Source organism: Nocardioides aurantiacus (assembly GCF_003752505.1).
Lineage (GTDB): Bacteria > Actinomycetota > Actinomycetes > Propionibacteriales > Nocardioidaceae > Marmoricola > Marmoricola aurantiacus.
Window position 1 is genome coordinate 3,722,827 of sequence record NZ_RKHO01000001.1, and the last position, 24,820, is coordinate 3,747,646.

Sequence of the window (24,820 nt, forward strand, 5' to 3'; positions counted from 1 at the left end):
ACGAGACACAGGTGTCTCAAAACAGGCGGGGCGCCCCGCTCACCAGCGGTCGTGCACCAGCTCGCGCACCCGGGCGTCGTAGAGGTCGCGGACCCCGGCCAGGAAGGTCTCGCCCAGCGGCGCGACGTCGCCGGCGGCCGCGTTGGAGCGGGCCTGGTCGCTGTTGCGGGCGCCGGGGATGACGCTGCTGACACCGGGCTGCTGCCAGATCCAGGCGATCGCGGCCTGGGCCGAGGTGACCTCGCCGGGCAGGTCGCGGACGAGCGCGCCGAAGTCGGCGGCGGCGGCCAGGCCCACGTCGTACGGCACGCCGGAGAAGGTCTCGCCGACGTCGAACGCACTGCCGTCGCGGTTGTAGCTGCGGTGGTCGTTGGCGGCGAAGGTGGTGCTCGCGTCGTACTTCCCCGACAGCAGGCCGGACGCCAGCGGCACCCGGGCGATGATCCCGACGCCGGCCTCCTGCGCGGCGGGCAGCACCCGCTCCAGCGGCTTGAGCCGCAGCGCGTTGAGGATGATCTGGATGCTCGCGACGTGGGGACGCGCGATGGCGGCGAGCGCCTGGTCGACGGTCTCCACGCTCACGCCGTACGCCGCGACGGCGCCGTCCTCGACCAGCGCGTCCAGGGCGTCGTACGTCGCGTCGTCCTCGATCGTGGCGCTCGGCGGGCAGTGCAGCTGGACGAGGTCGAGGGTGTCGACGCCGAGGTTGCTGCGCGACCGGTCGATCCAGGCGCGGAAGTGGGCGGGCGTGTAGTTCTCCGGCAGCTGGTCGACCCGGCGGCCCATCTTGGTGGCGACGGTGAAGCCCTCGCCGGCGTGGTCGGCCAGGAAGCGGCCGACGACCTTCTCGCTGCGGCCGTCGCCGTAGACGTCGGCGGTGTCGTAGAACGTCACGCCCGCCGCCGCCGAGGCCTCGAGGACCTCGCGGGCGTCGGCCTCGCTGACCTCGCCCCAGTCGGCGCCGAGCTGCCAGGTGCCGAGCCCGACGACCGACACCTCTCGTCCGGTGCGTCCCAGCGTGCGCTTCTCCACGTCGTCCTCCTCGTCCCGGCGCCGGTGCCGGCGTCCCCGACGTTCCTACAGGACGCAGGGGTCGCAGCGGGACCTGGCGCCCGCGTCGACGCGCGGGTGCCGGTCCTGGACGGGCGCCGCCGCTCAGCGACCCGCAGGCAGCTTCCCGGTCTCGCGGATCCGCTCCAGCGCCTCGGGCTCGTAGTAGCGCGGGTCGAGCAGCACCATCCACTGGTGGGTCTGCCCGGCGCCCTGCTCGCCGCGCGCGGTCACCTGGGTGACGAAGCCGCTGGGCGAGACGCCCGGCGTGAGGCTGACCTCCTGCTCGCCGGTACCGGTGAGGGCCTCGCGCCAGGTGGCGACCGCCTCGCGCGGCAGCCCCCAGCGCTCGACCGCCTCGTCGAGGGCGGCCAGGCCCTCCTCCTCGGTGTCGTAGGACTCGAACCACGTGACCGCGTCCGCGGTGTCGGCGCTGCTGAAGAAGGTGGCGGAGAAGGTCGAGGTCCCGATGCGCTCCTCACCCTCCGGGGCGCGCAGCACCAGGTCGATCTCCCGGCCGCCGGGGCGTCCGACGATCGGGCCCATCCGGTTCTCGGGCAGGCCGACGTCGGACCTCGTCAGCGTGAGGTCGCGGAGGTCGAAGCGGGCGCTGCCCGACTCCTCGATCTGCTGCACGCCCTCGCGGTCGAGCGGGGAGTTGCTCACGGTGGCCTCGTCTCTGCGGTCGGGGTCGGTGTCCTCGCTGGTCGAGCAGGCGCCCAGGGCGGCGGCCACGGCCAGGACCAGGCCGGCGGCCACGACGCGGCGCCGGCCCCGGGCGGGGTGGGGGCTCATCGGCGGTACTGCCAGTCGGTGGCGAGGTCGGAGAGGATGCCTGGCGTACGACCGATCAGGCGGTAGTCGTCGACACGGCCGTCGAAGTCGCTTCCGACCAGCTCGCGCAGCCGGTCGGGGTCCTCGGCGAGCAGCTCCTGGTAGGCCGGAAGCGTGTCCTGGGTGATGAGGTCCCACCGGTCGTAGCGGTCGGCGATGTTGCCGTCGGGCAGCGGGGTGACCACGTCGCCGAGGTCGGCCTGCGGCAGCGGGATCGGCCCGACCTGACCGGGGGTCTCGAGGTCGATCACCGCGGGGAAGACGTCGGCGTACCCCTGCGCGCCCGGGATGGACGGAGCCCCCACGAGGGTGGTCATCCAGGTCATCGCCTCACCCGTGCCGGGACGGTCGCGCATGGTGTCGTAGTCGTCGGCGATGATGTCGAACTGCTCGCGCTGCAGCAGCGCCTCGTTGCCCTGCTGCACGCGTGTCGGGTCGTCGCTGGCGATGTCGTGCCAGGCGGTGCCGGTGCGCCCGTCCATCAGGCCCGCGGCCTGCATCCGGTCGGTCTCGTCGGTGCCGCCGAGCAGGTAGGCCTCGTGCATCGAGGCCTGGTCGAGGAAGATCTCCTTCTGCATCGACAGCAGCGTCTGCTCGTAGAACTGCACCTCGGAGTCCGGCAGGTCGCGCAGCGTCTCGAGCATCTCGCGGGCGTCGTCGTCCCAGTCGCCGGGCGCGTTGGGGATCGAGGGCAGCGCCCCGTCCACGCCCTGGGCGACGTCGCGGATCATGTCGAGGTCGTAGAAGCCGGCCGCGAAGCTGGGGCCGATCAGGTTGGCCATCCCGGCCCACTGGAGCTCCGGGTGGTCCAGGAACAGCTGGCCGTAGTAGTCGTAGACCGAGGTGATCGTGCCGCTGTTGGCCGAGGCGCCCGCCGAGGGGTCCCAGGCGCCGCCGTCGATGCCGGCCGCCTCCAGCGCCTCGTCCTCCCAGTACTTCCCCAGGAAGTCGCGGTAGGCCTGGCTCTGGGCCGACAGCGTCCCGGAGTCCACGGCCTGGTCGAGGAGGCCCTTGGCCGCGTCGGGGTGGGCCGCCATCCACCGCTGGAAGTCGGCCGACGCCAGCAGGGCGGTCACCTGCTGCTGGCTCATCCCGTTGGTGGTCGTGGGCGGGGAGTACTCCAGCCCGGCGTCGACGTCGGCGCTCGTCGCGCGCAGCTCGTCGAGGGCGGAGTCGATCGCGTGCGCCACCTGCGCGTCCTCGGTCGACAGCGTGCTCAGCGCGTCGCTGATGGCCTCGACGTGGGCGTCGAGCTCGGCCTGGCGGGCGTCGACCTCGTCCGCGGGCACGGTGCGGGAGTCGGTCACCATCCAGTCGTCGGCGACCGCGAACCCGTCGGCCACCGCGGCGTCGACCTTGGCCAGGAGCGTGCTGCGGGCCGACTGCAACCGGGGTACGCCGTCGCGGATCGCCTGCTCGACGTCCTCGAGGCGGGCCCGCAGCCGGCGCCCGAAGGCCAGCTCGGTGCGCACCCGGCTCTCCGCCGCCCGCGCGGCCCGGCCCTCCCACTCGGCGACCAGCTCCTCCAGGCTCCGCTCGTGACGGCGCAGCTGGACGCTGAGCTCCTCGGTGCGCTCGCCCACGGCGTCGGCGGCGGCCGTGAGACCGGCAGGGCGCCAGCGGCGTACGGACGACAGGGTGTGGGTCATCGCGGGCTCACCGGCTCATCGCCCCGAAGCCGGTGACGACGTCGTCCTCGGTGGCCTCGTAGTCGTCCTGGGTGCCATCCGCGACGTCGGCCATCTCCCGCAACCGCTGCGCCAGCACCTCCATCGCGCCCTCGACGTCGGGACCGGCGCTCGACACGGCCTCGGCGGTGCGCGTGGACGGCAGGTCACCCCGTACGCCGCGGCCGATCGATCCGCCGTCGATCCGGCCCAACGCGTCGGCGGCTTCGCGGCACTCCCCGGCGAAGGCGCGGAGCCGCCCTGGCGGCACGTAGATGTCCGACATGTCAGAAGGGTCTCAGACGCATCGCCCCAGGTCACCCCGTCGGGGCATCATGGCGACCATGACCACCATCCGGTTCGACCACGTCGGCGTCACCGTCGCCGACCTCGACCGCGCGATCGCGTTCTTCACCGGCCTGGGTCTGGAGCTCGAGGCACGGATGTCGGTGGAGGGCGAGTTCCTCGACACCGTCATCGGCATCCCGGACGCGCGCACCGAGATCGCGATGCTGCGCCCACCCGGTGGCGGCACGGCGCTGGAGCTCTCGACGTTCGAGCGGCCCGGCCACCAGCCCGACGACCCAGCGGCGATGGCGACCCGCACCGGGTTGCGCAACGTCTGCTTCGAGGTCGAGGACCTGCACGGCACCCTCGCGCGCCTCGCGGACGACGGCTACGGACTGGTGGGCGGCGTCGGGCAGCACGAGGACGTGTGGCTGATGGCCTACGTGCGTGGGCCGGAGGGGGTCGCCGTGTCCCTCGCCGAACGCATCGGCTGAGGTGATCCACATCCTGGGACCGATCCTGGTCTTCGCACACGTGTTCGAATAACATACCTGCATGACCTCGTCCCTCGCCCTCGACGAGCCGCTGCTCGTCGAGCTGGCGCGGCTGGACGACTGTGTCGACCGGGTCCTGGCCGCCGCCGCCTCACCCGGAGACCCGACGGCAGCGCTGCGCGAGGTGGAGCGCGTCCAGCGCCGATTGGCAGCGGTGCGGCTCAAGGTCCTCGGCGCGGCCGAGGCCCAGCAGACCGCTGCTGCCCGCGGGCTGCCCACGACCGCCGCCTGGGCGGCCCGGGAGTCGCGGACGTCGGCGGTGGACGCCGCCCGCGAGACCCGGCTCGCCGTCGAGCTGGGCGCCGCCCCGGCGGGTGCGACGTCCCTGCCCCTGGAGTCCGGTGACGTGTCCGCTGCCCACGCGAGCGTCATCACCGCCGCCATGGCCGCGCTCCCCGGTCGGCTCACCGCGGACGAGCGAGGGACCTGCGAGCGGCGCCTGGTGGCAGATGCCCGGCGCTACTCCCCCGACCAGCTGCGGCGCCACGCCCGCCGGGTGCTCGCCGAGGCCGAGAGCGACGAGCAGGTGGTCGACGCCGAGGAGGACGCCCAGGTGGTGGCCCAGGAGGACCGGGCCTACGCCGCGACCTCGCTGACCTTCCACGACAACGGCGACGGCACGGTCACCGGCCGCTTCACGCTCCCGCACCTGCAGGCGGCGATGCTGAAGAAGGCCGTCGAGGCCCTGGCGGCACCACGGCGGGTGCGCGGGACCGAGCACACCAGCCCCGAGCACGCCCGCGGCGTCGCGCTCGCCGCGCTGCTGGAGCACCTGCCGACGGACCACCTCACCGGCACCACCAGCGCCCAGGTCGTGGTGACGATGGACGTCACGCTGCTCCGCGGGGCGCTGCGCGCCGCCGGCCTCGACACCGACCAGCCGATCTCGGCCGGGGAGGCCCGGCGGCTGGCCTGCACCAGCCACCTGCTGCCCGCGGTGTGGGGCAGGACCCTCGGCGGCGCCTCCCGGGTCCTCGACCTCGGCCGCTCGTCGCGGTTGTTCAACGACACCCAGCGCACCGCCGTCGCCGCCACCCACCAGCACTGCGCGGCCGACGGGTGCGACCGGCCCACCGCCTGGTGCGAGCTGCACCACCGCACCGCGTGGTCAGCCGGCGGCCACACCGACCTGGCCGACGCGGTGCCGTTGTGCCACTGGCACCACCGACGGGTCCACGACCACCGCTTCCGCCACTCCTGGCGACCCGACGGGTCGGTGGAGCTGACCAGGGTGGACCGGAGGTGAGTCGCGTCGGTGGCGCCCCGGCCTGCCCGGAGCCGGGCCGTCCGGCTGCGCGTGCCCGGGGTTCACAGCCCCCGGGCGAGCCGGTGGTACGCCGCGTTCCAGCGCAGCCCGTCACGGAAGGACCGTGTCGTGGTGTGCTCGTCGATGACGACCAGCTCGGTGCGGGTCATCTCGGCGAAGTCGTCGAGGATCTCGGTGTCCAGGGCGGTGGAGAGCACGGTGTGGTGCGGTCCGCCGGCCGTGAGCCACGACTCGGCCGAGGTGGCGAGCGAGGGGTGGGGCTCCCAGACCGCGCAGGCCACGGGCAGGTGGGGCAGCGCCTCGTCGGGCTCGACCACGTCGATCTCGTTGAGGGTCAGCCGGAAGCGGTCGCCGAGGTCCGAGATGCCCACGACCACGCCGGGGCCCGGGTCGGCGGTGAAGCGCAGCCGCACGGGGTCCTCGCGACCGCCGATGGACAGCGGGTGGATCTCGAGCGAGGCGGTGTCGGCGGTCAGCGACGGGCAGACCTCGAGCATGTGCGCGCCGAGGATCTTCTGCTCGCCCTCGACCAGGTGGTAGGTGTAGTCCTCCATGAAGGACGTGCCGCCGGGCAGGCCCGCGGCCATCGTCTTGGCGCCGCGCAGCAGCACCGAGGTCTTCCAGTCGCCCTCGCCGCCGAAGCCGTAGCCGTCGGCCATCAGCCGCTGCACCGCGAGGCCCGGCAGCTGCCGGAGCCCGCCGAGGTCCTCGAAGTTGGTGGTGAACGCGCCGAAGCCGCCGTCGGTCAGGAAAGCCCGCAGGCCCAGCTCGATGCGGGCGCCGTAGCGCAGCGACTCGTGGCGGTCGCCGCCCGCGAGCAGATCGGGGGCGATGCGGTAGGTGTCGGCGTACTCCACGACGAGCTTGTCGACCTCGTCGTCGGAGACGGCGTCGACCACCTCGACCAGCTCGGTGACGCCGTAGGTGTTGACCGAGACGCCGAAGCGGTGCTGGGCCTCGACCTTGTCGCCCTCGGTGACGGCCACGTCGCGCATGTTGTCGCCGAAGCGCGCGAGCCGCAGCCCGCGCAGCTCCTGGCGGCCCAGGGCGGCGCGCACCCAGCACTCGATCCGGTGGCGCACCGACGGCGACTCGACGTGGCCGGCCACGGTCTTGCGCGGGACGCCGAGGCGCGACTGCATGTAGCCGAACTCGCGGTCGCCGTGCGCGGCCTGGTTGAGGTTCATGAAGTCCATGTCGATGGTGGACCACGGCAGCGCGACGCCGGCCTGGGTGTGCAGGTGCAGCAGCGGCTTGGCCAGGGCGTCGAGCCCGGCGATCCACATCTTGGCCGGGGAGAAGGTGTGCATCCACACCACGACGCCGACGCAGTCGTCGGAGGCGTTGGCGTCCAGCATCTGGCGGTGGATGGCGACGGCGTCGAGCAGCACCGGCTTCCAGACCACCTCGGCGGGCAGTCCGTCGGCGGCGAGCCGACCGGCGATCTGCTGCGACTGGCTGGCGACCTGGTCGAGCGTCTCCGGACCGTAGAGCGCCTGGCTCCCGGTGAGGAACCAGATCTGGGGGGTCGGACGGGTCATGCGGGGGCCTCGTTCTCGAGATGGGGGTGGGGAGGTGCTCAGCCGGGCTGGCCGTAGACGTTCTGGTAGCGGTCGAAGAGCTGGTCGACCCGGTCCTGCGGGATCGGCACGGGCTGGCCGAGCTGGCGGGCGACGTGGACGGTGCGGGCGACGTCCTCGCACATCACGGCCGCCTTGACCGCGGAGCGGGCGTCCTTGCCGATCGAGAACACGCCGTGGTTCTGCATCAGCACCGCCGGCGAGCGGCTGTCGCGGAGCGTCTCGACGATGCCGCGGCCGATGGAGTCGTCGCCGATGACCGCGAACGGGCCGACTGGGATCTCGCCGCCGAACTCGTCGGCGCCCATGGTCAGCACGCACGGCACCGGCTCGGCGCGGGCGGCCCAGGCGGTGGCGTACGTCGAGTGGGTGTGGACCACGCCGCCGACGTGCGGCAGGTGGCGGTAGACGTAGGCCTGCGCCTCGGTGTCGGAGGAGGGCGCGTGCTCGCCGTCGACGACACGGCCCTCGAGGTCGCAGACCACCATGTTCTCGGGCGTCAGGTCGTCGTAGGACACGCCGCTGGGCTTGATGACGAGCAGGTCCTGGCCGGGCACCCGGGCGGAGACGTTGCCGGCCGTCCACACCACCAGCTGGTAGCGCGTCAGCTCGGCGTGCAGCCCGCACACCTCGCGGCGCAGGGCGCCGATCGTGGTGCGGACGTCGGACACGGCGGTCACGCGTGAGCCCCTTCCAGCTGGTCGGTCGCCCGCAGGTCGACGGTGCGCGCCTCGCGGCGCAGGGCGCGCAGCCGACGCATGGTGCCGGAGTCGCGGCCGAGGTGGTCGTGCAGGGCGACGTACTCCGCAAACAGCCGGTCGTAGCGCTGCGCGGCGGCCTCGTCGGGCACGAAGGCGTTGCGGTGCACCCGGCCCATCCGGGCCGCGGCCGCGGTGACGTCGGGGTAGGCGCCGGCGGCGACGGCGGCGTGGATGGCCGACCCGAGGGCCGGGCCCTGCGCCGAGCCGATGACCGACAGCGGGAGCCGCAGCACGTCGGCGTAGACCTGCATCAGGAGGTGGTTCCTGGCCAGCCCGCCGGCGACGACGAACTCCTCCACGGGCACGCCGGCGTCGCGGAAGGTCTCCACGATCACGCGGGTGCCGAAGGCGGTGGCCTCGAGCAGGGCGCGGTAGACGTCCTCGGGCCGGGTGCCCAGCGTCAGCCCGACGACCAGGCCGGAGAGCTCGTGGTCGACCAGCACCGAGCGGTTGCCGCTGTGCCAGTCCAGCGCCACCAGCCCGTGCTCGCCGACCTGCTGCGCGGCGGCCAGGCGGGTCAGCAGCTCGTGGAGCGTCTCCCCCGCCGCACGCGCCCGCTCGGCGTACGACGCCGGGACGCTGGTCTCGACGAACCACCCGAAGATGTCGCCGACGCCGCTCTGACCGGCCTCGTAGCCGTAGCGGCCGGCGACGATGCCGCCGTCGACCACGCCGCACATACCGGGCACCTCGCGGAGCACGTCGGCGTTCATCACGTGGCACGTCGAGGTGCCCATGATCGCGACCATCTGGCCGGGCTCGGTGGCCTGGGCGGCGGGGGCGGTGACGTGGGCGTCGACGTTGCCGACCGCGACCGCGATGCCCTCGGGCAGCCCGGTCCAGGCGGCCGCCTCGGCGGTGAGGCCGCCGGCGCGCCTGCCCAGCTCGCCGATCGGGTGCTCGACCTTGTCGGTCACGAACGACTCGAAGCCGGGGGCGAGGGCGCCGAGGAAGGCGGGCGAGGGGTACTCCCCGTCCTGGTAGATCCCCTTGTAGCCCGCGGTGCACGCGTTGCGGACGTAGCGGCCGCACAGCTGCCAGACGATCCAGTCGGCCGCCTCCACCCAGTGCTCGGTGCGGTCGTAGAGCTCGGGGTCCTCCTCGAACAGCTGCAGGCCCTTGGCGAACTCCCACTCCGAGGAGATCAGGCCGCCGTAGCGGGGCAGCCACGCCTCGCCGCGCTCCTCGGCGAGCCGGTTGATCCGGTCGGCCTGGGGCTGGGCGGCGTGGTGCTTCCACAGCTTGACGTAGGCGTGGGGCCGGTCCTCGAGGCCGGGCACCTCCGAGAGCGGGGTGCCGTCGGCCAGCGTCGGGACCATCGTGCAGGCGGTGAAGTCGGTGGCGATGCCCACGACCCGGGCCGGGTCGACGCCGGCCTCGGCCAGCGCGGCCGGGACGGCGGTCCGCAGAACGTGCCGGTAGTCCTCGGGCACCTGCAGCGCCCAGTCGGGGGGGAGCGGCCGGCCCGAGGGCAGCGTCTCCTCGAGCACCGCGTGGGGGTACGCCGTGACGGCGCTGCCGAGCTCGGCGCCGTCGCCGACCCGCACGACCAGGGCCCGGCCCGACAGGGTGCCGTAGTCGACGCCCACGACGTAGGTGTCCTCGTGCGGTGCGGTGCTCATGCGGTCCTCTCGACGGGGGTGGGGGTGCGCGGGGCGGAGCGGGGCGCGCAGGTGGACGCGCGCACGACGAGCGAGGGGCGGAGCAGCTTGCCGACCCGGTCGCTGAGCTGGTGGCTGCCGGGCACGCGGTCGTCCTCGACGGCGCGCTGCAGCACCTCGATGGCCCGGCGACCGATGGCGGGGAAGTCCTGGTGGACGGTGGTGAGCGGGGGGATGAGGTACGCCGACTCGGGCAGGTCGTCGAAGCCGACGACGCTGACGTCCTCGGGCACGCGCACGCCGGCCTCGTGCAGCGCACGGAGCAGCCCGATCGCCATGTGGTCGTTGGCGACGAAGACAGCGGTGACGTCACGCATCGCCGCGAGGCGTACGCCGGCCGCGTGGCCGCTGCCCGCGCTCCAGTCGCCGACCAGCGGCTCGGGCGGACGCAGCCCGCCGACCTGGAGGGCGGTGCGCCAGCCGGCGAGCCGCTCGCGGGCCTCGGTCCACTCGGCGGGGCCGGCGACGTGCTGGATCCGGGTGTGGCCCAGCGCCAGCAGGTGCTCGGTGGCGAGCACGGCGCCGAGGTGGTTGTCGACGCCGGCGGTGAGGCGGGCCCGGGAGAGGTCGCCCTCGACGACCACCACCGGCAGCCCGCCGGTCTCCTGGGCCCGGACGGCCTCGAGCGCCTCGTCGTTGGCGGCGATCAGCACGATGCCCTCGACCCGCTGGTCGCGCAGGTGCTCGACCGCCTCGGTGACGTCGCGGCGGGTCACCTCGGGCAGGTCGATGGCGCTGACGAAGTAGCCCGCCTCGCGGGCCGCGGTCTGCACCGAGCGGTGGATGGCCGCGGGGCCCCAGAACTCGCTCTTGGTGCCGATCACCCCGAGGGTGGCCGAGCGGCGGGTGACCAGCGCCCGGGCGGCGACGTTGGGCCGGTAGCCGAGCTGCCGGATCGCCTCCTCGACGCGGGCGCGGGTGGCGGGGCGCAGGTGGGGGGCGCCGTTGACCACCCGGGACACGGTCTGCAGCGAGACGCCGGCGAGCCGGGCGACGTCGGCCATCACGGGCGACCGCCCCGCCTCCGGGCGCGGGGGGGCCGCCCCCGGTCCGGGGGCCGGGACGGTGCCGGTCACGGCTGGCGCCTGGTGATGAGGCGCTGGACGACGACGAAGAGGAGCAGCAGCACGCCGATGGTGATCTTGGTCCACCAGGAGCTCAACGTGCCGTCGAAGGAGATGAAGGTCTGGATGGTGCCGAGCACGAGCACCCCCAGCAGCGAGCCGAGCACGAGGCCGCGGCCGCCGGTGAGCAGGGTGCCGCCGATGACCACCGCGGCGATGGCGTCCAGCTCCATGCCGACGGCGTGCAGGCTGTAGCCCGAGAGCATGTAGAGCGAGAACAGCAGCCCGGCGAGCGAGGCGCAGAAGCCGCTGATGGCGTAGACGCCGACCTTGGTGGAGGCGACCCGCAGGCCCATCAGCAGCGCCGAGGACTGGCTGCCGCCGATGGCGTAGACGGTGCGGCCGAACCGGGTGCGGTGCAGCACCCAGGCGGCGACGACGACGGTGCCGAGCGCCACCAGCGCGGTGGGCGTGGTGCTGTAGCCGCCCGGGAGCGGCACCGACGCGGCGGCGACGGAGAAGAAGGTCTCGTCGCGGATCGGGATCGACTCGACGCCGATGAGGTAGCACAGGCCGCGGGCCAGGAACATCCCCGCGAGCGTCGCGATGAAGGGCTGGATGTCGAAGTAGTGGATGACCAGGCCCATCAGCAGCCCGAGCACGGTGCCGGTGAGCAGCACGGCGGCGACGGCCAGGCCGGGCGCCCAGCCGGCCTCGAGGGTGCGGGCCGCGATCATCGTCGAGAGCGCCACGACCGAGCCGACCGACAGGTCGATGCCGCCGGTGAGGATGACGAAGGTCATCCCGACCGCGAGCACGATCAGGAAGGCGTTGTCGACCAGCAGGTTGAGAGCCACCTCGGGCGTCGCGAAGCCCTCGTAGCGGACCCCGCCGACGCCGAAGAGGCTGACGAAGACGACCGCGGTGGCGATCACGGGGAGGTACTGCGAGGGCGGCGACCAGCCGCGCAGGCGCTCCCAGGCGGTGGGTCCGGTCGTGGTGGTGGTCGCGGCGCTCATGCCACACCTGCCTTCGCGGTCATCGGGAGGGTGCGGCGGCGTACGCGCAGGGCGTGGCGCACGCGGGGCGACTGCAGCAGGCAGACGAGGATCACCACGACGGCCTTGAACAGGTAGTTGGTCTGCGCCGGGATCCCGAGGTTGGGGATCGTGGTGGCGAGGGTCTGGATGAACAGCGCGCCGACGAGCGTGCCGGCCAGCGAGAACCGACCGCCCGCGAGCGAGGTGCCGCCGATGACGACGGCGAGGATCGCGTCCAGCTCGATCCACAGGCCGGCGTTGTTGGCGTCGGCGGCGCTGGTGTTGCCGGCGATCATCAACCCGGCCAGGCCGGCGCACAGCGCGGCGAAGACGTAGACCGTCCAGATGATGGTGCGGGCGCGGACCCCGGCGAGCCGGCTGGCCTCGGGGTTGATGCCGACCGCCTCGATCAGCATGCCGAGCGCCGTACGCCGCACCACCAGCGCGGTGAGCGCGAAGACGCCCAGCGCGACCAGGATCGCGATCGGCAGCGTCGCGACGAAGCCGACGCCCAGGCCCGCGAAGGTGCTGTTGTTGACGGTGGTGATCTGGCCGTCGGTGACGAGCATCGCCAGTCCGCGGCCGGCGGTCATCAGCACCAGCGTGGCGATGATCGGCTGGATGCCCAGCACCGAGACGAGGAAGCCGTTCCACAGGCCCAGCGCGACGCAGGTGGCCAGGGCCAGCGAGCAGGCCACGATCGCGGTGCCGACGCTGCCGCCGTCGGGGGCGCCGGCGATGTAGACGCAGGCGACCGCGCCGGAGATCGCGGCGACGGCGCCGACTGAGAGGTCGATGCCGCGGGTGGCGATGACCAGCGTCATGCCGAGGGCGACGAGCAGCACCGGGGCGCCGTTGCGGGCGATGTCGACGAGGTTGCCGTAGAGGTGGCCGTCCTGCATCCGCAGCGAGAGGAAGCCGGGGTTGGCGACGACGTTGATCGCGAGCAGGGCGACCAGCGCGACGACGGGCCACAGCAGCGGGTTGCGCCGGAGCAGCGCCAGGCGGCCCCCGCGGTCGGCGGTCCGGGCGGGGGTCTCAGCCACGGGGGGCCTCCTCGGGGGTCGGGCGCTCCTGGCCGGCGATCAGCTCGAGCACGTCGCTGACGGAGACGTCGTCGTTGAGCCGCTCGTCGATCTTGCGGCGCTCGCGCATCACCACGAGACGGTCGGAGAGGCGCAGCACCTCCTCGAGCTCGGCGGAGATGAAGACCACGGCCATGCCGCGGCGGGCGAGGTCGGCGACGAGCTGCTGGATCTGCGCCTTGGCACCCACGTCGATGCCGCGGGTGGGCTCGTCGAGGACGAGCAGCTCGGGCTCGGTGAGCAGCCAGCGGGCGAGCAGCACCTTCTGCTGGTTGCCGCCCGAGAGGTTGCGCATCGTGGCGTCGGGGTTCGCGGGTCGGATGTCGAGCGCCTCGACGTACTTCGTGACCAGGGCGTGGCGCTGCGCGGCCGGGATGGGTCGCAGCCAGCCGCGGGAGGCCTGCATCGCCAGCAGCATGTTGTCGGCGACCGAGAGGTCCTCGATCACGCCCTCGGCGCGGCGGTTCTCGCTGCTGAACGCGAGCCGGCGGTCGATGGCGTGCCGTGGCGAGCGGAAGCGGCGCGTCTTCCCGTGCACCTCGATCTCGCCGGTGTCGGCGGTGTCGGCACCGAAGAGCAGGCGGGCCAGCTCGGTGCGGCCCGAGCCGAGCAGGCCGGCGACGCCGACCACCTCGCCCTCGTAGACCGCGAGGTCGGTGGCCTGCAGCGAGCCCTTGCGGCCCAGGCCCAGCACCTTCAGGACGGGGGTGGCGCTGCGGTCGACGAGGTCGGTCGCGGCGACCTCGCGGTCGAGCTCCTCCAGCGTGGCCAGCTCGCGGCCCAGCATCAGCTTCACCAGCTCGAGCTGGCTGGTCTCGGCGACCATCCGCTCGCCGACGAGGCGGCCGTTGCGCAGCACCGTGAGCCGGTCGCTGATCTCGAAGATCTGGTCGAGGAAGTGGGAGACGAAGACGATCGCGGTGCCCTGGTCGCGCAGCGTGCGCATCACCGTGAACAGCCGCGCCACCTCGTCGGCGTCCAGGCTGGAGGTGGGCTCGTCGAGGATCAGCACCTTGGCCTCGACGTCGACGGCCCGGGCGATGGCGACCAGCTGCTGCACCGCGATGGGGTGGCGCCCGAGCACCGAGGCCGGGTCGATGTCGAGGCCGAGCCGGTCGAGCGTGGCGCGGGCGCGGCGGTTCATCGCCCTGGTGTGGATGCCCCCGAGGCGGCGCGGCTCGCGGCCGAGGAGCATGTTCTCGGCGACGGTGAGGTTGGTGCAGAGGTTGACCTCTTGGTAGACGGTGCTGATCCCCGCGGCCTGGGAGGCTGCCGGCGAGGTGAACGACTCCTCGCGGCCGTCGACGACGATGGTGCCGGCGTCCACGGCGTACACCCCGGTCAGGGCCTTGATGAGCGTCGACTTGCCGGCGCCGTTCTCGCCCATCAGGGCGTGGACCTCGCCGGGGTAGAGGCGCAGCGCGACGTCGTCGAGGGCGGGCACGCCGCCGAAGGCGATGCTGATGCCCTGCATCTCGACCACGGGCGCGGCGGCGGGTCGGTCCGCTGTCGGCGCGACCTCGCGCGTGGGGGCGGGGGTGCCGCTGCCCACGGCGGCAGGGGTCTGGGTCTGGCTCATCGGGTTCCGTCCGTCCGGGTCTTCCTGGCGCGTCGGGCGCGGGACCCGGCTCCCTGGGGAGCCGGGTCCCGGCCGGTGGTGATCAGTACTGGCGCTGGTCGAGGACCTCGGCGGCCTGCTCCTGGTCGAAGGTGGTCTCCTCGGTGACGACGCGCTTGGGGACCTCCTCGCCGTCGACGACCTTCTTGGCGAGGTCCATCAGCTGGGGGCCGAGCAGCGGGTTGCACTCGACGATGAAGTTGATCTCGCCCTTCGACAGGGCCGTCATGCCGTCCTTGACCGCATCGACGGTGATGATCTTGACGTCGGTGCCGGGCTTCATGCCGGCGGCCTTGATGGCCTCGATGGCACCCAGGCCCATGTCGTCGTTGTGGGCGTAGACGACGTCGATGCCCTTCTCGGACTTCAGGAAGGTCTCCATGACCTTCTTGCCGCCGTCGCGGGTGAAGTCACCGGTCTGCGAGGCGACCACCTCGATCGAGTCGTCCGCGGCGATCTTGGAGCCGAAGCCCTCCTTGCGGTCGATCGCCGGCGCGGCGCCGGTGGTGCCCTCGAGCTCGACGACCTTGATGCTGCCGTCGCCGTCGACGTCGGACTCGTCGGCGTTCTCGACCAGCCAGTCGCCGGCCTTCTCGCCCTCCTGGACGAAGTCGGAGCCGAGGAAGGTCTCGTAGAGGGAGTCGTCCTTGGAGTCGACCGAGCGGTCGGTGAGGATCACGGGGATCTTGGCGCGCTTGGCCTCGAGCAACACCGTGTCCCACCCGGTCTCCACCACCGGGCTGAAGGCGATGACGTCGACCTTCTGCTGGATGTAGGAGCGGATCGCCTTGATCTGGTTCTCCTGCTTCTGCTGGGCGTCGGAGAACTTCAGGTCGACGCCCTCGGACTTCGCGGTGTCCTGGATCGACTTGGTGTTGGCGGTGCGCCAGCCGCTCTCGGCGCCGACCTGGGCGAAGCCCATCGTCAGCCCGCCGTCGGAGCCGCCGGAGCCGCTGGAGCCGCTGCCCCCCGACTCGGAGCTGCCGCAGGCGGTGAGCGTGACGGCGCCCAGGGTGATCGCACAGGTGGCGACCAAGCTCTTCTTCAGCACTGCTAGGTCCTCTCGGTCTCGGAGCCAGGTCGCTCCTGTGACTGACGTCACTGCGCCGAGTGTGAGCGTTAACATCACCGCGCGTCAAGCACCTCCACACAACTTTGTGACCTGCGTGTCGACCGTTGCGGATTCAATTGTGAGCGCTCACAAGCAGAGTGGGGCAAACCGGGCGGCCGGGCGTCGTACGGCGTGACCGGTCCGCCGTCCTGGGGACCTGTCAGCCGTTACGACAGCGGACAGGTGCCTGATCACCCGGACGTCCGGGTGATCAGCAGGGCCCGCCGCTCACTCCCCCAGCGACTCGAACGCCCAGCGGAGGGTGGAGCGGTAGGTCTCGCCGGGGCGGAGGGTGGCGTCGCCGAAGTCGGGGCGGCGGGGGGTGTCGGGGAAGACCTGCGGCTCGAGGGCGAGGCCGTCGCCCTGGCGGTGCCAGCCGCCGGCCGAGGAGGGCTCGGAGCCGTCGAGGCCGTTGCCGGTGTAGACCTGCAGGCCGGGCTGGTCCGAGGACAGCACCAGCCGGGTGCGGGTGGCCGGCGAGGTCAGCCACGCCACGGGACGCACCCCCTCGTCCGGGTCGAGGACGTAGTTGTGGTCGATGCCGCCGGCGTCGCGCAGCTGCGCGTGGTCGAGCCGTACGACGGGCCCCAGCCGGCGTGGCTCCCGGAGGTCGAAGGGCGTGCCCTCGACGGGGGCCGGCGGGCCGGGCACCGGGATGCCGGTGCCGTCGATCTCGACGTACGCCGCCGCGGCGACCGCCAGCCACTGGCCGTCGATCGTGCCAGAGCCCTCCCCCTCGAGGTTGAGGTAGGCGTGGCTGGTCAGGCAGACCGGTGTCGGCGCGTCGGTGGTGGCGCTGAGCTCGAGCTCGACGGCGTCGGCGGTCACGGTGAACCGCGCACGCACCTGCAGCTCGCCGGGGAAGCCCTGGTCGCCGTCGGGGCTGACCAGCGTCAGCACCGCGTGGTCCTCGCCCTGCTCCTCGACGTCCCAGAGCCGGACGTCGAAGCCCTCGGGGCCGCCGTGCAGCGTGTGGCCGCGGTCGTTGGTGCCCACCTGCACCTCCTGGCCGTCGACCTCGAACCGGCCGTCGGCGACCCGGTTGGCGTAGCGGCCGATGGTGCCGCCGAGGTAGGACGTCGAGGCCAGCAGCGACGCGGGGTCGGGGTGGCTCAGCACCACGTCGCGTCGTACGCCGTCACCGCCGGTCACCCACAGCCGGTGCACCGTGGCCCCGAGGTCGAGCAGCTCGAGCACCGGGCCGGGGGCGCTGCCGAGAACGAGGCGGGTCACCTCGCCACGGGGCGAGCTGCCGAAGGGGAACGCGCGCGAGTCGGGCATGCGCGCACGCTAGCCGCGGGCGGCGGCCTCAGCCCGTCGGGGTGCTCGAGGTGCGCACCACCAGCTCGGGCGGCACGAGCGGCACGGTCGCGCCGACCTCGCCGTCGAGGGTCCGCACCGCGAGGTCGACGGCCCGACGGCCCAGCGCCGCGAAGTCCTGGCGCACGGTGGACAGCGGCGGCCAGGCGTACGCCGACTCCGGCGCGTCGTCGAACCCCACGACGGCCACGTCGTCGGGCACCCGTCGCCCCTGCTCGTGCAGCGCGCGGAGCAGCCCGAGGGCCATCGCGTCGTTGCCGACGAAGACCCCCGCGACGTCGCGGTCGGCGGCGAGCCGGAGGCCGGCCTCGTAGCCGCTGCGCGCCGACCAGTCGCCCTCGAGCAGCGGACCGGGCGCGACGCCGCGCGCCTCGAGCTCGGCGTGCCAGCCCTCGCGCCGCATCTGCGCCTCGACCCAGTCCTCGGGGCCGGCGACGTGCGCCACCCGGCCGCGCCCGCCCACCACGTCGAGCAGGTGGCCCGTGGCCAGCCGACCGCCGGTGCCCTGGTCGATGCCGGCTGCCATCGGCTGGCCCGGGACCACGCCCTGCACGAGCACGACCGGCACCGGCAGGTCGAGCGCCGCGACGGTCTCGAGCGCCGCGCGCTGGGCCACCGCGACCACCACCGCCTCCACCGCCTGGTCGAGCAGCCGGTCGACGTCGCGCCGCAAGGACCCCTCGTCGAGCTCGGCCAGCCCGACCTGGGCCACGGCGTACCCCGCGTCGTGGGCCGCGTCCTGCACCGCCACCGAGATCATCCCCGGCCCGTGCAGCCCGAGGTGGGCCGCGACCAGCCCGATCAGGCCGGAGCGGTTGGTGGCCAGGGCCCGCGCCGCGGCGTTGCGCCGGTAGCCGAGCTGCCGCATCGCCACCTGCACCCGCTCGCGGGTCTCCGGGCGCACCACGGCGTGGTCGTTGAGCACCCGCGAGACGGTCTGGTGCGACACCCCGGCCAGGGCCGCCACGTCGGCCATCGAGGGCGGGCGCTGGCCGCCGGCGGCACGGGGGGTCATGCCGGTGATCGTAGGGGCACCAGGCCCCTAGTCGAGCGGTCTCAGCTCGTCGGCGTAGGACAGCGACACCCGGCGCAGCACGCCGGCGTCGTTGACGGCGTACTGGCCCATCCGCCACAGCGGCGGGCTGTAGGCGTGCACGCTCACCGACCCGTGCACCGCGCCGTTGAGCCGGTGGATGTGGTCGGGCCCGAACGAGAACACCGACCCCTCCCCGACGCGCGTCTCCCGCGCGCCGTGCAGCAGGGTCAGGTTGTTCTCGACCAGCTCGCCCTCGACGACCGCGACGGCGCCCGAGGACACGTCGTGGTCGTGCCACCCGGTGTCGTTCTCGGGCGTCCAGCACAGCAGCCAGACGTCGACGTGGGCGTCGCGGTGCAGCGAGGCGTAGACCCGCTCTCGCTCCCCCGGCTCGTCGCCGCCGAACGCCACCAGGTGGCGCCACAGCCCGGGCTGCTGGGCGATGCTCGCGGCCAGGGCCTCGAGCTCGCCCTCGGTCAGGTCGCGGTCGGGCAGGTCGGCGACCCGCAGGTCGTCGTCGTAGGACGCCAGCGGCGCGGCCCGCTCGGCGGGGACCCCGGTGACGCGCTCGGGTCCGAGGTCGCGCGCCTCGGTGCTCAGCTCGCCGCCGGCCACGACCGCTCACCCCCGGCCACGGGCAGGCCGAGCAGGCGCCGCGGGTTGGTCACCCGGACGGCGTGCGTGGCGGCGTCACCGAGCAGCGCCGCGACCGGCTCGCCGTAGGGCCGGTCGCTGCCGAGCACCAGGGCGTCGACACCCAGCACCCGGACGACGGACTCCAGCGCCCGGACGCCCAGGCCCGAGGTCTCGGCGTGCAGCAGCGGGTCGAGCGCCTCGCGCTGGCCACCGCGCAGCAGGTGCCGCTCGGTCAGCAGCGGCGCCAGCCCGGCGCCCGCCACGAACACGACCCGCAGGGTCGGGAACAGCGCCCGGCCGGAAGCGGCGTGCCAGGCCCAGTAGGCCGCCTGGAGCTGGGCGGTGTAGCCGACGACCGGAGCCCACCAGTCGGGCAGCCGGCCCGGCAGCACGTGGCGCGGCTCGGGGCCGGGGTGCACGAGCACCGGCGCGTCGGCGAGCTCGGCGGCGCGGAGCAGCGGCGCGTGCGCCTCCCAGCCGTACGGCGTCGCCAGGTCGCTCGCCGGCAGCTGCAGCCCGACGAACCGCTCCTCGGCGAGGAGGCCGGAGAGCGCCGCCACGTCGGCCTCGCCGTCGTCGAGCGCCGGCACCGAGGCCCAGGCCCGGAAGTGCCCGGGGAGGTCACGGGCACCGCGGTGCCAGGCGTCGAGCAGCGGCCGGGCGGCGGGTCCGCCGAGGCGCTCGATGCCGAGCGGGGAGGAGAGGCCGACGCAGGCCGTGACCACCCCCGCGTCGGTGTCGGTCGCGACGCGCGTCGCGACGTCGTGGTGGGTGGGGTCCACCTCGAAGGGCGGCTCCCCCTCGAGGTGCAGGGTCCAGCCCCGCAGGTAGGGGGCCCGGCTGCGCGCGCGCAGCCGGTCGACGAGCTCGTCGGTCCACAGGTGCTGGTGGACGTCGACCGCTCCGGTGGGACCGGTGGTGTGGTCTGGCATGACGTTGACCTCCTTCCAAACGTAGTAAGTGCAGTGACATTATCTTGTTTGAGACGCGGGTGGGGCTCGTCTCACCGGCCCGGCGGAACAGTGGCTCCGCACGGGCGGTTGTGGTCCGTCGTACGCCTGATGACTGTCCCACGACCCGCAACCCTCCAGGAGGATCCGTGCCTGCGCTCTTCGAGCCGATCACGCTGCGCGACCTGACCGTGCGCAACCGCGTCTGGCTGGCGCCGATGTGCCAGTACTCCGCGACCGACGGCGTCCCGGACGACTGGCACCTCGTCAACCTGGGGGCCCGCGCCAGCGGCGGCTTCGGGCTGCTGCTGACCGAGGCGGCCGCGGTCGTGCCCGAGGGCCGGATCAGCCCCGAGGACGCCGGGCTGTGGAACGACGAGCAGGCACGGGCCTGGCGCCGCGTCGTCGACTTCGTGCACACCCAGGGCGCGGCCATCGGCGTCCAGCTCGCGCACGCCGGCCGCAAGGCCTCGACCTACCGCCCGTGGGCCGGGTCCGAGGGGACGGTCCCGCCGACCGAGGGCGGCTGGACCAGCCGCGGGCCGTCGCCGGTCCCCTTCGAGGGGTACGCCGCCCCGACCGCGCTCGACGCCCAGGAGATCGCCGACGTCGTCGAGGCGTTCGTGACCGCCGCGCAGCGGGCCGTCGACGTCGGGTTCGACACCGTCGAGCTGCACGCCGCCCACGGCTACCTGTTCCACGAGTTCCTCTCCCCGCTGTCCAACCAGCGCGACGACGCGTGGGGCGGCGACTTCGAGGGCCGCACCCGCCTGCTCCTCGAGACCACCGAGGCCGTGCGGGCCGCGATCCCCGACGGGATGCCGCTGCTGGTGCGGATCTCGGCCACCGACTGGCTCGACGGCGGCTGGGACCTCGAGCAGAGCACCCGGCTCGCCGGGCTGCTGCGCGAGCGCGGCGTCGACCTCGTCGACGTCTCCTCGGGCGGCAACGCCGCGGCGTCGATCCCGGTGGAGCCGGGCTACCAGGTGCCGCTCTCGGTCGGAGTCCGGTCCGCGGGCGTGCCGACCGGCGCGGTCGGCCTGATCACCGAGCCCGCCCAGGCCGAGAAGGTGCTGGCGAACGGCGAGGCCGACGTCGTGCTGCTCGCCCGGGCCGCGCTGCGCGAGCCCTCGTGGCCACTGCGGGCCGCCCACGAGCTCGGTGTGCCGGCCGACGAGGCGCCCTGGCCGCCCCAGCACGCGCGGGGCACCTGGCGCTGAGGGCCGGACCGCTCAGACGACCCCGCCCGGGGACACCCGGGAGCCCGGCGCCACGTCGCTGCCGACGACCACGTCGCGACCCAGGATGGTGATCGCGTCCGGGTCGTCCAGGGCGGTGTCGGCGCTGCCCACGGTGGCGCCGGGGCCCACCTCGCAGGCGGTGTCGACCAGGGTGCGCAGCACGCGGGCCCCCGACCTGATCACCGACCCGGCCGAGACCACGCTCTCGACGACCTCGGCGCCGTGCTCGACGACCACGTCGGGGCCGATCACGCTGCGGGTCACGGTGCCGAGCACGCGGCTGCCCGCGCTGAGCATGCTGTCGGAGACCACGGCGCCCGAGGCGACGAAGGCGGGCGTCCGCTCGGGGTGCTGGGTCAGCACCGGCCAGGTCGGGTCGAAGAGCCCGGTGCCGCCCTCGAGCAGCTCGAGGTGGGCGTTGAGGTAGTGGTGGGGCTGGCCCAGGTCGCGCCAGTAGCCCTCGAGCCGGTGGGAGAAGACCTTGCCGCGCTCGACCAGCCGCGGCACCAGCAGGTCGCCGAAGTCGTCCAGGCCCGAGTCGCCCGCGGGGCGGTCGGAGTCGGCCTGCGAGAGCTCGCGGTGGAGCTCCTCGAGCACCTCGACCAGCACGACCGGGTCGTAGGCGAAGACCTCGCAGGCCACGACCGACCCGTCGGGCTCGTCGGGCTTGTAGGCGAACCCGGTCACCCGACCCAGCCGGTTGCTGGTCACGACCGCGTGGTCGGCCGGGTCCTCGGCGTACACCTCGGAGAGGTCGGTGACCAGCATGGTCAGCTCGGCCTCCTTCTCCAGGTGGGTGGCGACGAGCTCGCCGAGGTCGAAGCGGTAGACGTGGTCGGCGCTCATCACCAGCACCACGTCGGGGGCCGCCCGACGCAGGTCGTCGCGCAGCCGGTAGAGCTCGTCGGCGTTGCCCTGGGCGAAGCCCTCCTCGTCGAGGGAGCCGTTGCCCTCGCGCGGCATCAGCATCCGCAGGCCGCCGCGGGTCCGGTCGAGGTCCCAGGGCCGGCCGTTGCGCACCTGCTCCTCCAGCGACTCGGCCTGGTAGGACACCGAGAGCCAGACGTCGTCGACCCCGGAGTTGACGAGGTTGGACAGCGGGAAGTCGAGGAGCTGGTAGGACCCGGCGAAGGGCAGCGCCGGCTTGGCGCGCTCCGCGGTCAGCACGTCCATGCGACCGCCCGCACCGCCGGCCTGGATGATCGCGAGCGCCTTGAGCCGCTGGAGGGGGTTCATCGGCTGATCCTCGCACCGTGGCGTCCGCATGCTGGAAGGGGCCGGGGGCCCTAGCCTGCGGCCATGGAACGCAACGACGCGGCCTCGGACCGCCACAGCCCTGACGGACGGTCGGCCTTCGAGAGGTTCGTCGAGGCGACCTACATGCAGGTCAGCCGCGCGCCCTTCTTCGTGGTCTGCCTCGTCGTCGTGGTCGCCTGGGGCGCCAGCGCCCCGCTCTGGCCCAACCTCAAGGAGTGGCAGGTCGCGATCCACACGGTCGCGAGCGTGGTGTCGCTGCTGCTGCTCGTGCTGCTGGAGAACGCCGGCCGGCGCTCGGAGGAGGCCTCGCAGGAGAAGCTCAACGTGCTCGCCGAGGCGCTCGCGTCGCTGATGGAGTCCTCCGCCGCGCGCGACCCCGAGCTGCAGGAGGCAACCCGCAGGCTGCGCGAGGCGGTCGGCCTGGAGGAGCGACACTGACCTCGGGGGGGACGTCCCGGGCGGCTACCAGCCGAGCGTGCCCGGCCCGCCCTTGAACGGCCCCACCACGTCGTCGGTCACCCAGCCGCCGTAGAAGCCGCCGTCCTGCGGCCGCACCCGCTCATCGTCGACGAGGCACTCCAGGCGTGAGGGGTAGAAGGTCACGAAGCCCCGGAGGTCGGTGAAACCGGCCGTCGGGTCCTCGTAGGACCAGGCCGCGGCCTCGAGACCCAGCACGTCCCAGTAGGTCGCCGCGCCCTTCCACTCGCACCACGTCGACCGGGCCCGCGAGCGGGTCAGCACCCCCTCGGCCACGTCGGCGGGGTCGACGTACCAGGTCGGCGGGTGGCTGGTCTCCAGCACCCGGAAGCAGCGCGTGCTGTCCACGACCAGCTGCCCCTCCCGTCGTACGACGACCCGGCGGTCCGAGGACACCAGCGCCGGCGGCCTCGGGTAGTCCCACACCGACTCCTGACCGGGACCGGGCTCGACCCGGCGCTGCTCCTTGCGCATGCCCCGATCCTGCTCCGCCCCGCCAAGCACCGACGCCTGGCTACCCTCGGGGGCGTGACCAGGACGAGGCACCCGGGCGCCCGCGCAGCACTGCTGCTGCTCGCCCTGCTGGGCCTGCTCGCGATGCACGGTCTCTCGGCCCACGGCGCGGCCGGCCACCACGGCGCCCGGACCACCGAGCCCACGACCGCCGAGCCCACGACCGCCCAGCACGCGCAGCACGCCGCCGCCACGTCCGCCGCCACCTCCGCCGCCACCTCCCTCGAGCCCGGGCTCGCGCCGGCGACCCCCGTGGCGCCGGGCGAGGAGGGGACCTCGGCCGCCGGGCTCTGCCTCGCGGTGCTCCTCCTCGGCCTGCTCGCGCTGCTCGCCCTGCGTCGCGACCGGCCCCGGCTCCTGCCCGACCGGTCCTCGGTCGTCGCGCCGACCCGGGCGCCACCCGCGCGCGACCCCGACCCGCCCGACCTGTCCCGCCTCTGCGTCCTGCGCTGCTGAGCAGACCGCGCCCCGACCCCACCCGGTCGGCGCGCACACCTGCTCCCAGCACGCCCACCCGACCGGAGGAACCCCCATGTCCCAGCACGCCCTCACCCGCACCATCGCCGCAGCGTCCCTGCTGCTCCTCGCCGCCTGCGGCGGCACCGACCACGCGGAGGCGGACGTCCGCTTCGCGCAGCAGATGGTCCCGCACCACGCCCAGGCGGTGGAGATGGCCGACCAGGCCCTCGACACCAGCCGTGACGCCGACGTACGCCGCCTGGCCGAGGAGATCCGTGCGGCCCAGGACCCCGAGATCGAGACCATGACCGGCTGGCTGGAGGAGTGGGGCGAGGACGTGCCCGACACCTCGGGCGGCATGGCCGGGATGGGTGACATGTCGGAGATGGACGGCATGATGACCGACGCCGAGATGCAGCGCCTCGACACCACCACCGGTGCGGAGTTCGACCGGCTCTGGCTGCGGCTGATGGTCGAGCACCACCAGGGTGCGATCGAGATGGCCCGGGCCGAGCAGGCCGACGGCACCTACGACGCCGCGGTCGACCTCGCGAAGGACGTCGAGCGCACCCAGCAGGCCGAGATAGCCGAGATGGAGGAGCTGCTCGGCCAGGGCTGAGCGGTGCCGTCGCGGCGGCGGGTCAGCGGTCGGCGTACGGGTCGGGCGCCAGCTCCACCCAGACGTCGGTGAGCCGCTCGGGGTCGTCCCCGGCGCGGATGCTGACCCGCACCGCGGTCCGCTCGGGGTGCGCCGGCACGACCACCTCGTGCTCGGCGTCGCCGATCGCGACCGCTCCGCGCGGGGTCCGCAGGACGTGGTCGTAGAGCACCCGGCGGGCGGTGCGCGGGTGCGGGGCGTCGCGCACCTCCACGTGCACCGTCGCCCCGACCTCCCCGACCTCCGCGGCCGTCGCGTCCTGGGCGTGCGCCACGTGCAGCACCACCCAGTGACCGTCGGCCACGACGGGCCCCTCGCCGCGGGGCGGCTCGAGGGCGTGGGGGTCGGAGACCGTCACCAGGCCCCACTGCCACGTGTGCGTCACGGTCATCACGAGCCGGGGATGGGCGGCCGCGAGTCCGTCGTCCATCCGGCGAGTATGGAACACCGTCCCCAGGGACGGTCACCGTCCCGAGAGGAGCCGCGTCGAGTCGTGTGGGTGAGGACCCACCAGGGCGCCCGCTGAGCCACACGACTCCGGGAAGCAGAGGACCCGGGCCCACGTGGTGGACCCGGGTCGCTGACCGCGGTGGCGGAGGGATTTGAACCCTCGGTTGACTTGCGCCAACAAACGCTTTCGAGGCGTTCTCCTTAGGCCGCTCGGACACGCCACCGCCGGGAAGGCTACCGGAC

The 24,820-nt window shown here is 73.7% G+C and carries 25 protein-coding genes and 1 tRNA gene; 6 read left to right on the top strand and 20 right to left on the bottom strand.

What is annotated here, in order from left to right; genetic code table 11:
* Positions 1-39 precede the first annotated feature (39 nt).
* The 4 genes from EDD33_RS18080 to EDD33_RS18095 all read right to left on the bottom strand — a co-directional run bounded on the left by EDD33_RS18080 (position 40) and on the right by EDD33_RS18095 (position 3,837).
* Positions 40-1,032 carry an aldo/keto reductase gene (locus tag EDD33_RS18080; RefSeq protein WP_123392433.1) on the bottom strand — a complete coding sequence of 331 codons (993 nt, stop codon included), beginning with the start codon at positions 1,030-1,032 and terminating at the stop codon, positions 40-42.
* Positions 1,033-1,155: 123 nt separating this feature from the next.
* A complete protein-coding gene (locus EDD33_RS18085; protein ID WP_148077140.1) occupies positions 1,156-1,845 on the bottom strand; it encodes a hypothetical protein in 690 nt (229 codons plus the stop codon).
* Positions 1,842-3,533 carry a coiled-coil domain-containing protein gene (locus tag EDD33_RS18090; protein WP_123392436.1) on the bottom strand — a complete coding sequence of 564 codons (1,692 nt, stop codon included), beginning with the start codon at positions 3,531-3,533 and terminating at the stop codon, positions 1,842-1,844. The genes EDD33_RS18085 and EDD33_RS18090 overlap by 4 nt, the downstream gene beginning before the upstream one ends.
* 7 nt (positions 3,534-3,540) lie before the next feature.
* Complete coding sequence (locus tag EDD33_RS18095; RefSeq protein ID WP_123392437.1) at positions 3,541-3,837, bottom strand: hypothetical protein; 297 nt, start codon at positions 3,835-3,837, stop codon at positions 3,541-3,543.
* A 58-nt stretch (positions 3,838-3,895) separates the two neighbouring features.
* On the opposite strand from EDD33_RS18095, the gene EDD33_RS18100 reads away from it, so the two are divergent.
* Both EDD33_RS18100 and EDD33_RS18105 read left to right on the top strand, forming a co-directional pair.
* Positions 3,896-4,333, top strand: a complete 438-nt coding sequence (locus EDD33_RS18100) for a VOC family protein (protein WP_123393657.1) — start codon at positions 3,896-3,898, stop codon at positions 4,331-4,333.
* Positions 4,334-4,394: 61 nt separating this feature from the next.
* Positions 4,395-5,639 (top strand): HNH endonuclease signature motif containing protein, encoded by a 1,245-nt coding sequence (locus EDD33_RS18105; RefSeq protein WP_123392438.1) that lies wholly within the window; start codon positions 4,395-4,397, stop codon positions 5,637-5,639.
* 62 nt (positions 5,640-5,701) lie between these two features.
* Here EDD33_RS18105 and araA read toward each other — a convergent pair whose 3' ends face one another.
* From araA to EDD33_RS18165, 12 genes are all read right to left on the bottom strand, one after another.
* Entirely contained in the window at positions 5,702-7,201 is a 1,500-nt protein-coding gene (gene araA / locus EDD33_RS18110; protein WP_123392439.1) for an L-arabinose isomerase, read from the bottom strand.
* A gap of 38 nt (positions 7,202-7,239) precedes the next feature.
* Positions 7,240-7,920, bottom strand: a complete 681-nt coding sequence (locus tag EDD33_RS18115) for an L-ribulose-5-phosphate 4-epimerase (protein ID WP_123392440.1) — start codon at positions 7,918-7,920, stop codon at positions 7,240-7,242.
* On the bottom strand, positions 7,917-9,623 hold the full coding sequence (araB, locus tag EDD33_RS18120) for a ribulokinase (protein WP_123392441.1): 1,707 nt from the start codon (positions 9,621-9,623) through the stop codon (positions 7,917-7,919). Before araB ends, EDD33_RS18115 begins: the two co-directional genes overlap by 4 nt.
* Positions 9,620-10,738, bottom strand: a complete 1,119-nt coding sequence (locus tag EDD33_RS18125; protein ID WP_246003596.1) for a LacI family DNA-binding transcriptional regulator — start codon at positions 10,736-10,738, stop codon at positions 9,620-9,622. Before EDD33_RS18125 ends, araB begins: the two co-directional genes overlap by 4 nt.
* Positions 10,735-11,745, bottom strand: a complete 1,011-nt coding sequence (gene yjfF / locus EDD33_RS18130; RefSeq protein WP_123392444.1) for a galactofuranose ABC transporter, permease protein YjfF — start codon at positions 11,743-11,745, stop codon at positions 10,735-10,737. Before yjfF ends, EDD33_RS18125 begins: the two co-directional genes overlap by 4 nt.
* Positions 11,742-12,812: an ABC transporter permease gene (locus EDD33_RS18135; RefSeq protein WP_123392445.1), complete on the bottom strand. Its 1,071-nt coding sequence runs from the start codon at positions 12,810-12,812 to the stop codon at positions 11,742-11,744. Before EDD33_RS18135 ends, yjfF begins: the two co-directional genes overlap by 4 nt.
* Positions 12,805-14,430: a sugar ABC transporter ATP-binding protein gene (locus tag EDD33_RS18140; protein WP_211332594.1), complete on the bottom strand. Its 1,626-nt coding sequence runs from the start codon at positions 14,428-14,430 to the stop codon at positions 12,805-12,807. Before EDD33_RS18140 ends, EDD33_RS18135 begins: the two co-directional genes overlap by 8 nt.
* Positions 14,431-14,512: 82 nt before the next feature.
* Complete coding sequence (locus EDD33_RS18145) at positions 14,513-15,520, bottom strand: ABC transporter substrate-binding protein (protein WP_123392446.1); 1,008 nt, start codon at positions 15,518-15,520, stop codon at positions 14,513-14,515.
* Between the two features lie 288 nt (positions 15,521-15,808).
* On the bottom strand, positions 15,809-16,861 hold the full coding sequence (locus EDD33_RS18150) for an aldose epimerase family protein (protein ID WP_123392447.1): 1,053 nt from the start codon (positions 16,859-16,861) through the stop codon (positions 15,809-15,811).
* A 28-nt stretch (positions 16,862-16,889) separates the two neighbouring features.
* Positions 16,890-17,915, bottom strand: coding sequence for a LacI family DNA-binding transcriptional regulator (locus EDD33_RS18155; protein ID WP_123392449.1), 1,026 nt, complete (start codon positions 17,913-17,915; stop codon positions 16,890-16,892).
* Positions 17,916-17,942: 27 nt separating this feature from the next.
* The gene (locus EDD33_RS18160; RefSeq protein ID WP_246003597.1) at positions 17,943-18,551 is read right to left on the bottom strand and encodes a cysteine dioxygenase; all 609 of its coding nucleotides are present in this window, start codon (positions 18,549-18,551) and stop codon (positions 17,943-17,945) included.
* The gene (locus tag EDD33_RS18165) at positions 18,533-19,504 is read right to left on the bottom strand and encodes an amidohydrolase family protein (RefSeq protein WP_123392450.1); all 972 of its coding nucleotides are present in this window, start codon (positions 19,502-19,504) and stop codon (positions 18,533-18,535) included. The genes EDD33_RS18160 and EDD33_RS18165 overlap by 19 nt, the downstream gene beginning before the upstream one ends.
* A 167-nt stretch (positions 19,505-19,671) precedes the next feature.
* Here EDD33_RS18165 and EDD33_RS18170 point away from each other — a divergent pair, with 167 nt between their 5' ends.
* The gene (locus EDD33_RS18170) at positions 19,672-20,742 is read left to right on the top strand and encodes an NADH:flavin oxidoreductase/NADH oxidase (RefSeq protein WP_123392451.1); all 1,071 of its coding nucleotides are present in this window, start codon (positions 19,672-19,674) and stop codon (positions 20,740-20,742) included.
* Between the two features lie 12 nt (positions 20,743-20,754).
* Here EDD33_RS18170 and EDD33_RS18175 read toward each other — a convergent pair whose 3' ends face one another.
* Positions 20,755-21,999: a glucose-1-phosphate adenylyltransferase family protein gene (locus EDD33_RS18175; RefSeq protein ID WP_123392452.1), complete on the bottom strand. Its 1,245-nt coding sequence runs from the start codon at positions 21,997-21,999 to the stop codon at positions 20,755-20,757.
* A 63-nt stretch (positions 22,000-22,062) separates the two neighbouring features.
* Here EDD33_RS18175 and EDD33_RS18180 point away from each other — a divergent pair, with 63 nt between their 5' ends.
* Entirely contained in the window at positions 22,063-22,458 is a 396-nt protein-coding gene (locus EDD33_RS18180; RefSeq protein ID WP_123392453.1) for a low affinity iron permease family protein, read from the top strand.
* A 24-nt stretch (positions 22,459-22,482) separates the two neighbouring features.
* On the opposite strand, the gene EDD33_RS18185 is transcribed toward EDD33_RS18180, so the two are convergent.
* Positions 22,483-22,971, bottom strand: a complete 489-nt coding sequence (locus EDD33_RS18185; RefSeq protein WP_123392454.1) for a DUF427 domain-containing protein — start codon at positions 22,969-22,971, stop codon at positions 22,483-22,485.
* 54 nt (positions 22,972-23,025) lie between these two features.
* Here EDD33_RS18185 and EDD33_RS18190 point away from each other — a divergent pair, with 54 nt between their 5' ends.
* The gene (locus EDD33_RS18190) at positions 23,026-23,466 is read left to right on the top strand and encodes a DUF6153 family protein (protein ID WP_123392456.1); all 441 of its coding nucleotides are present in this window, start codon (positions 23,026-23,028) and stop codon (positions 23,464-23,466) included.
* 76 nt (positions 23,467-23,542) lie between these two features.
* A complete protein-coding gene (locus tag EDD33_RS18195) occupies positions 23,543-24,088 on the top strand; it encodes a DUF305 domain-containing protein (RefSeq protein WP_123392457.1) in 546 nt (181 codons plus the stop codon).
* A gap of 22 nt (positions 24,089-24,110) precedes the next feature.
* On the opposite strand, the gene EDD33_RS18200 is transcribed toward EDD33_RS18195, so the two are convergent.
* Both EDD33_RS18200 and EDD33_RS18205 read right to left on the bottom strand, forming a co-directional pair.
* Positions 24,111-24,557: a hypothetical protein gene (locus tag EDD33_RS18200; RefSeq protein ID WP_123392458.1), complete on the bottom strand. Its 447-nt coding sequence runs from the start codon at positions 24,555-24,557 to the stop codon at positions 24,111-24,113.
* Between the two features lie 157 nt (positions 24,558-24,714).
* A tRNA-Ser gene (locus EDD33_RS18205) sits at positions 24,715-24,801 on the bottom strand.
* Positions 24,802-24,820: the final 19 nt, after the last annotated feature.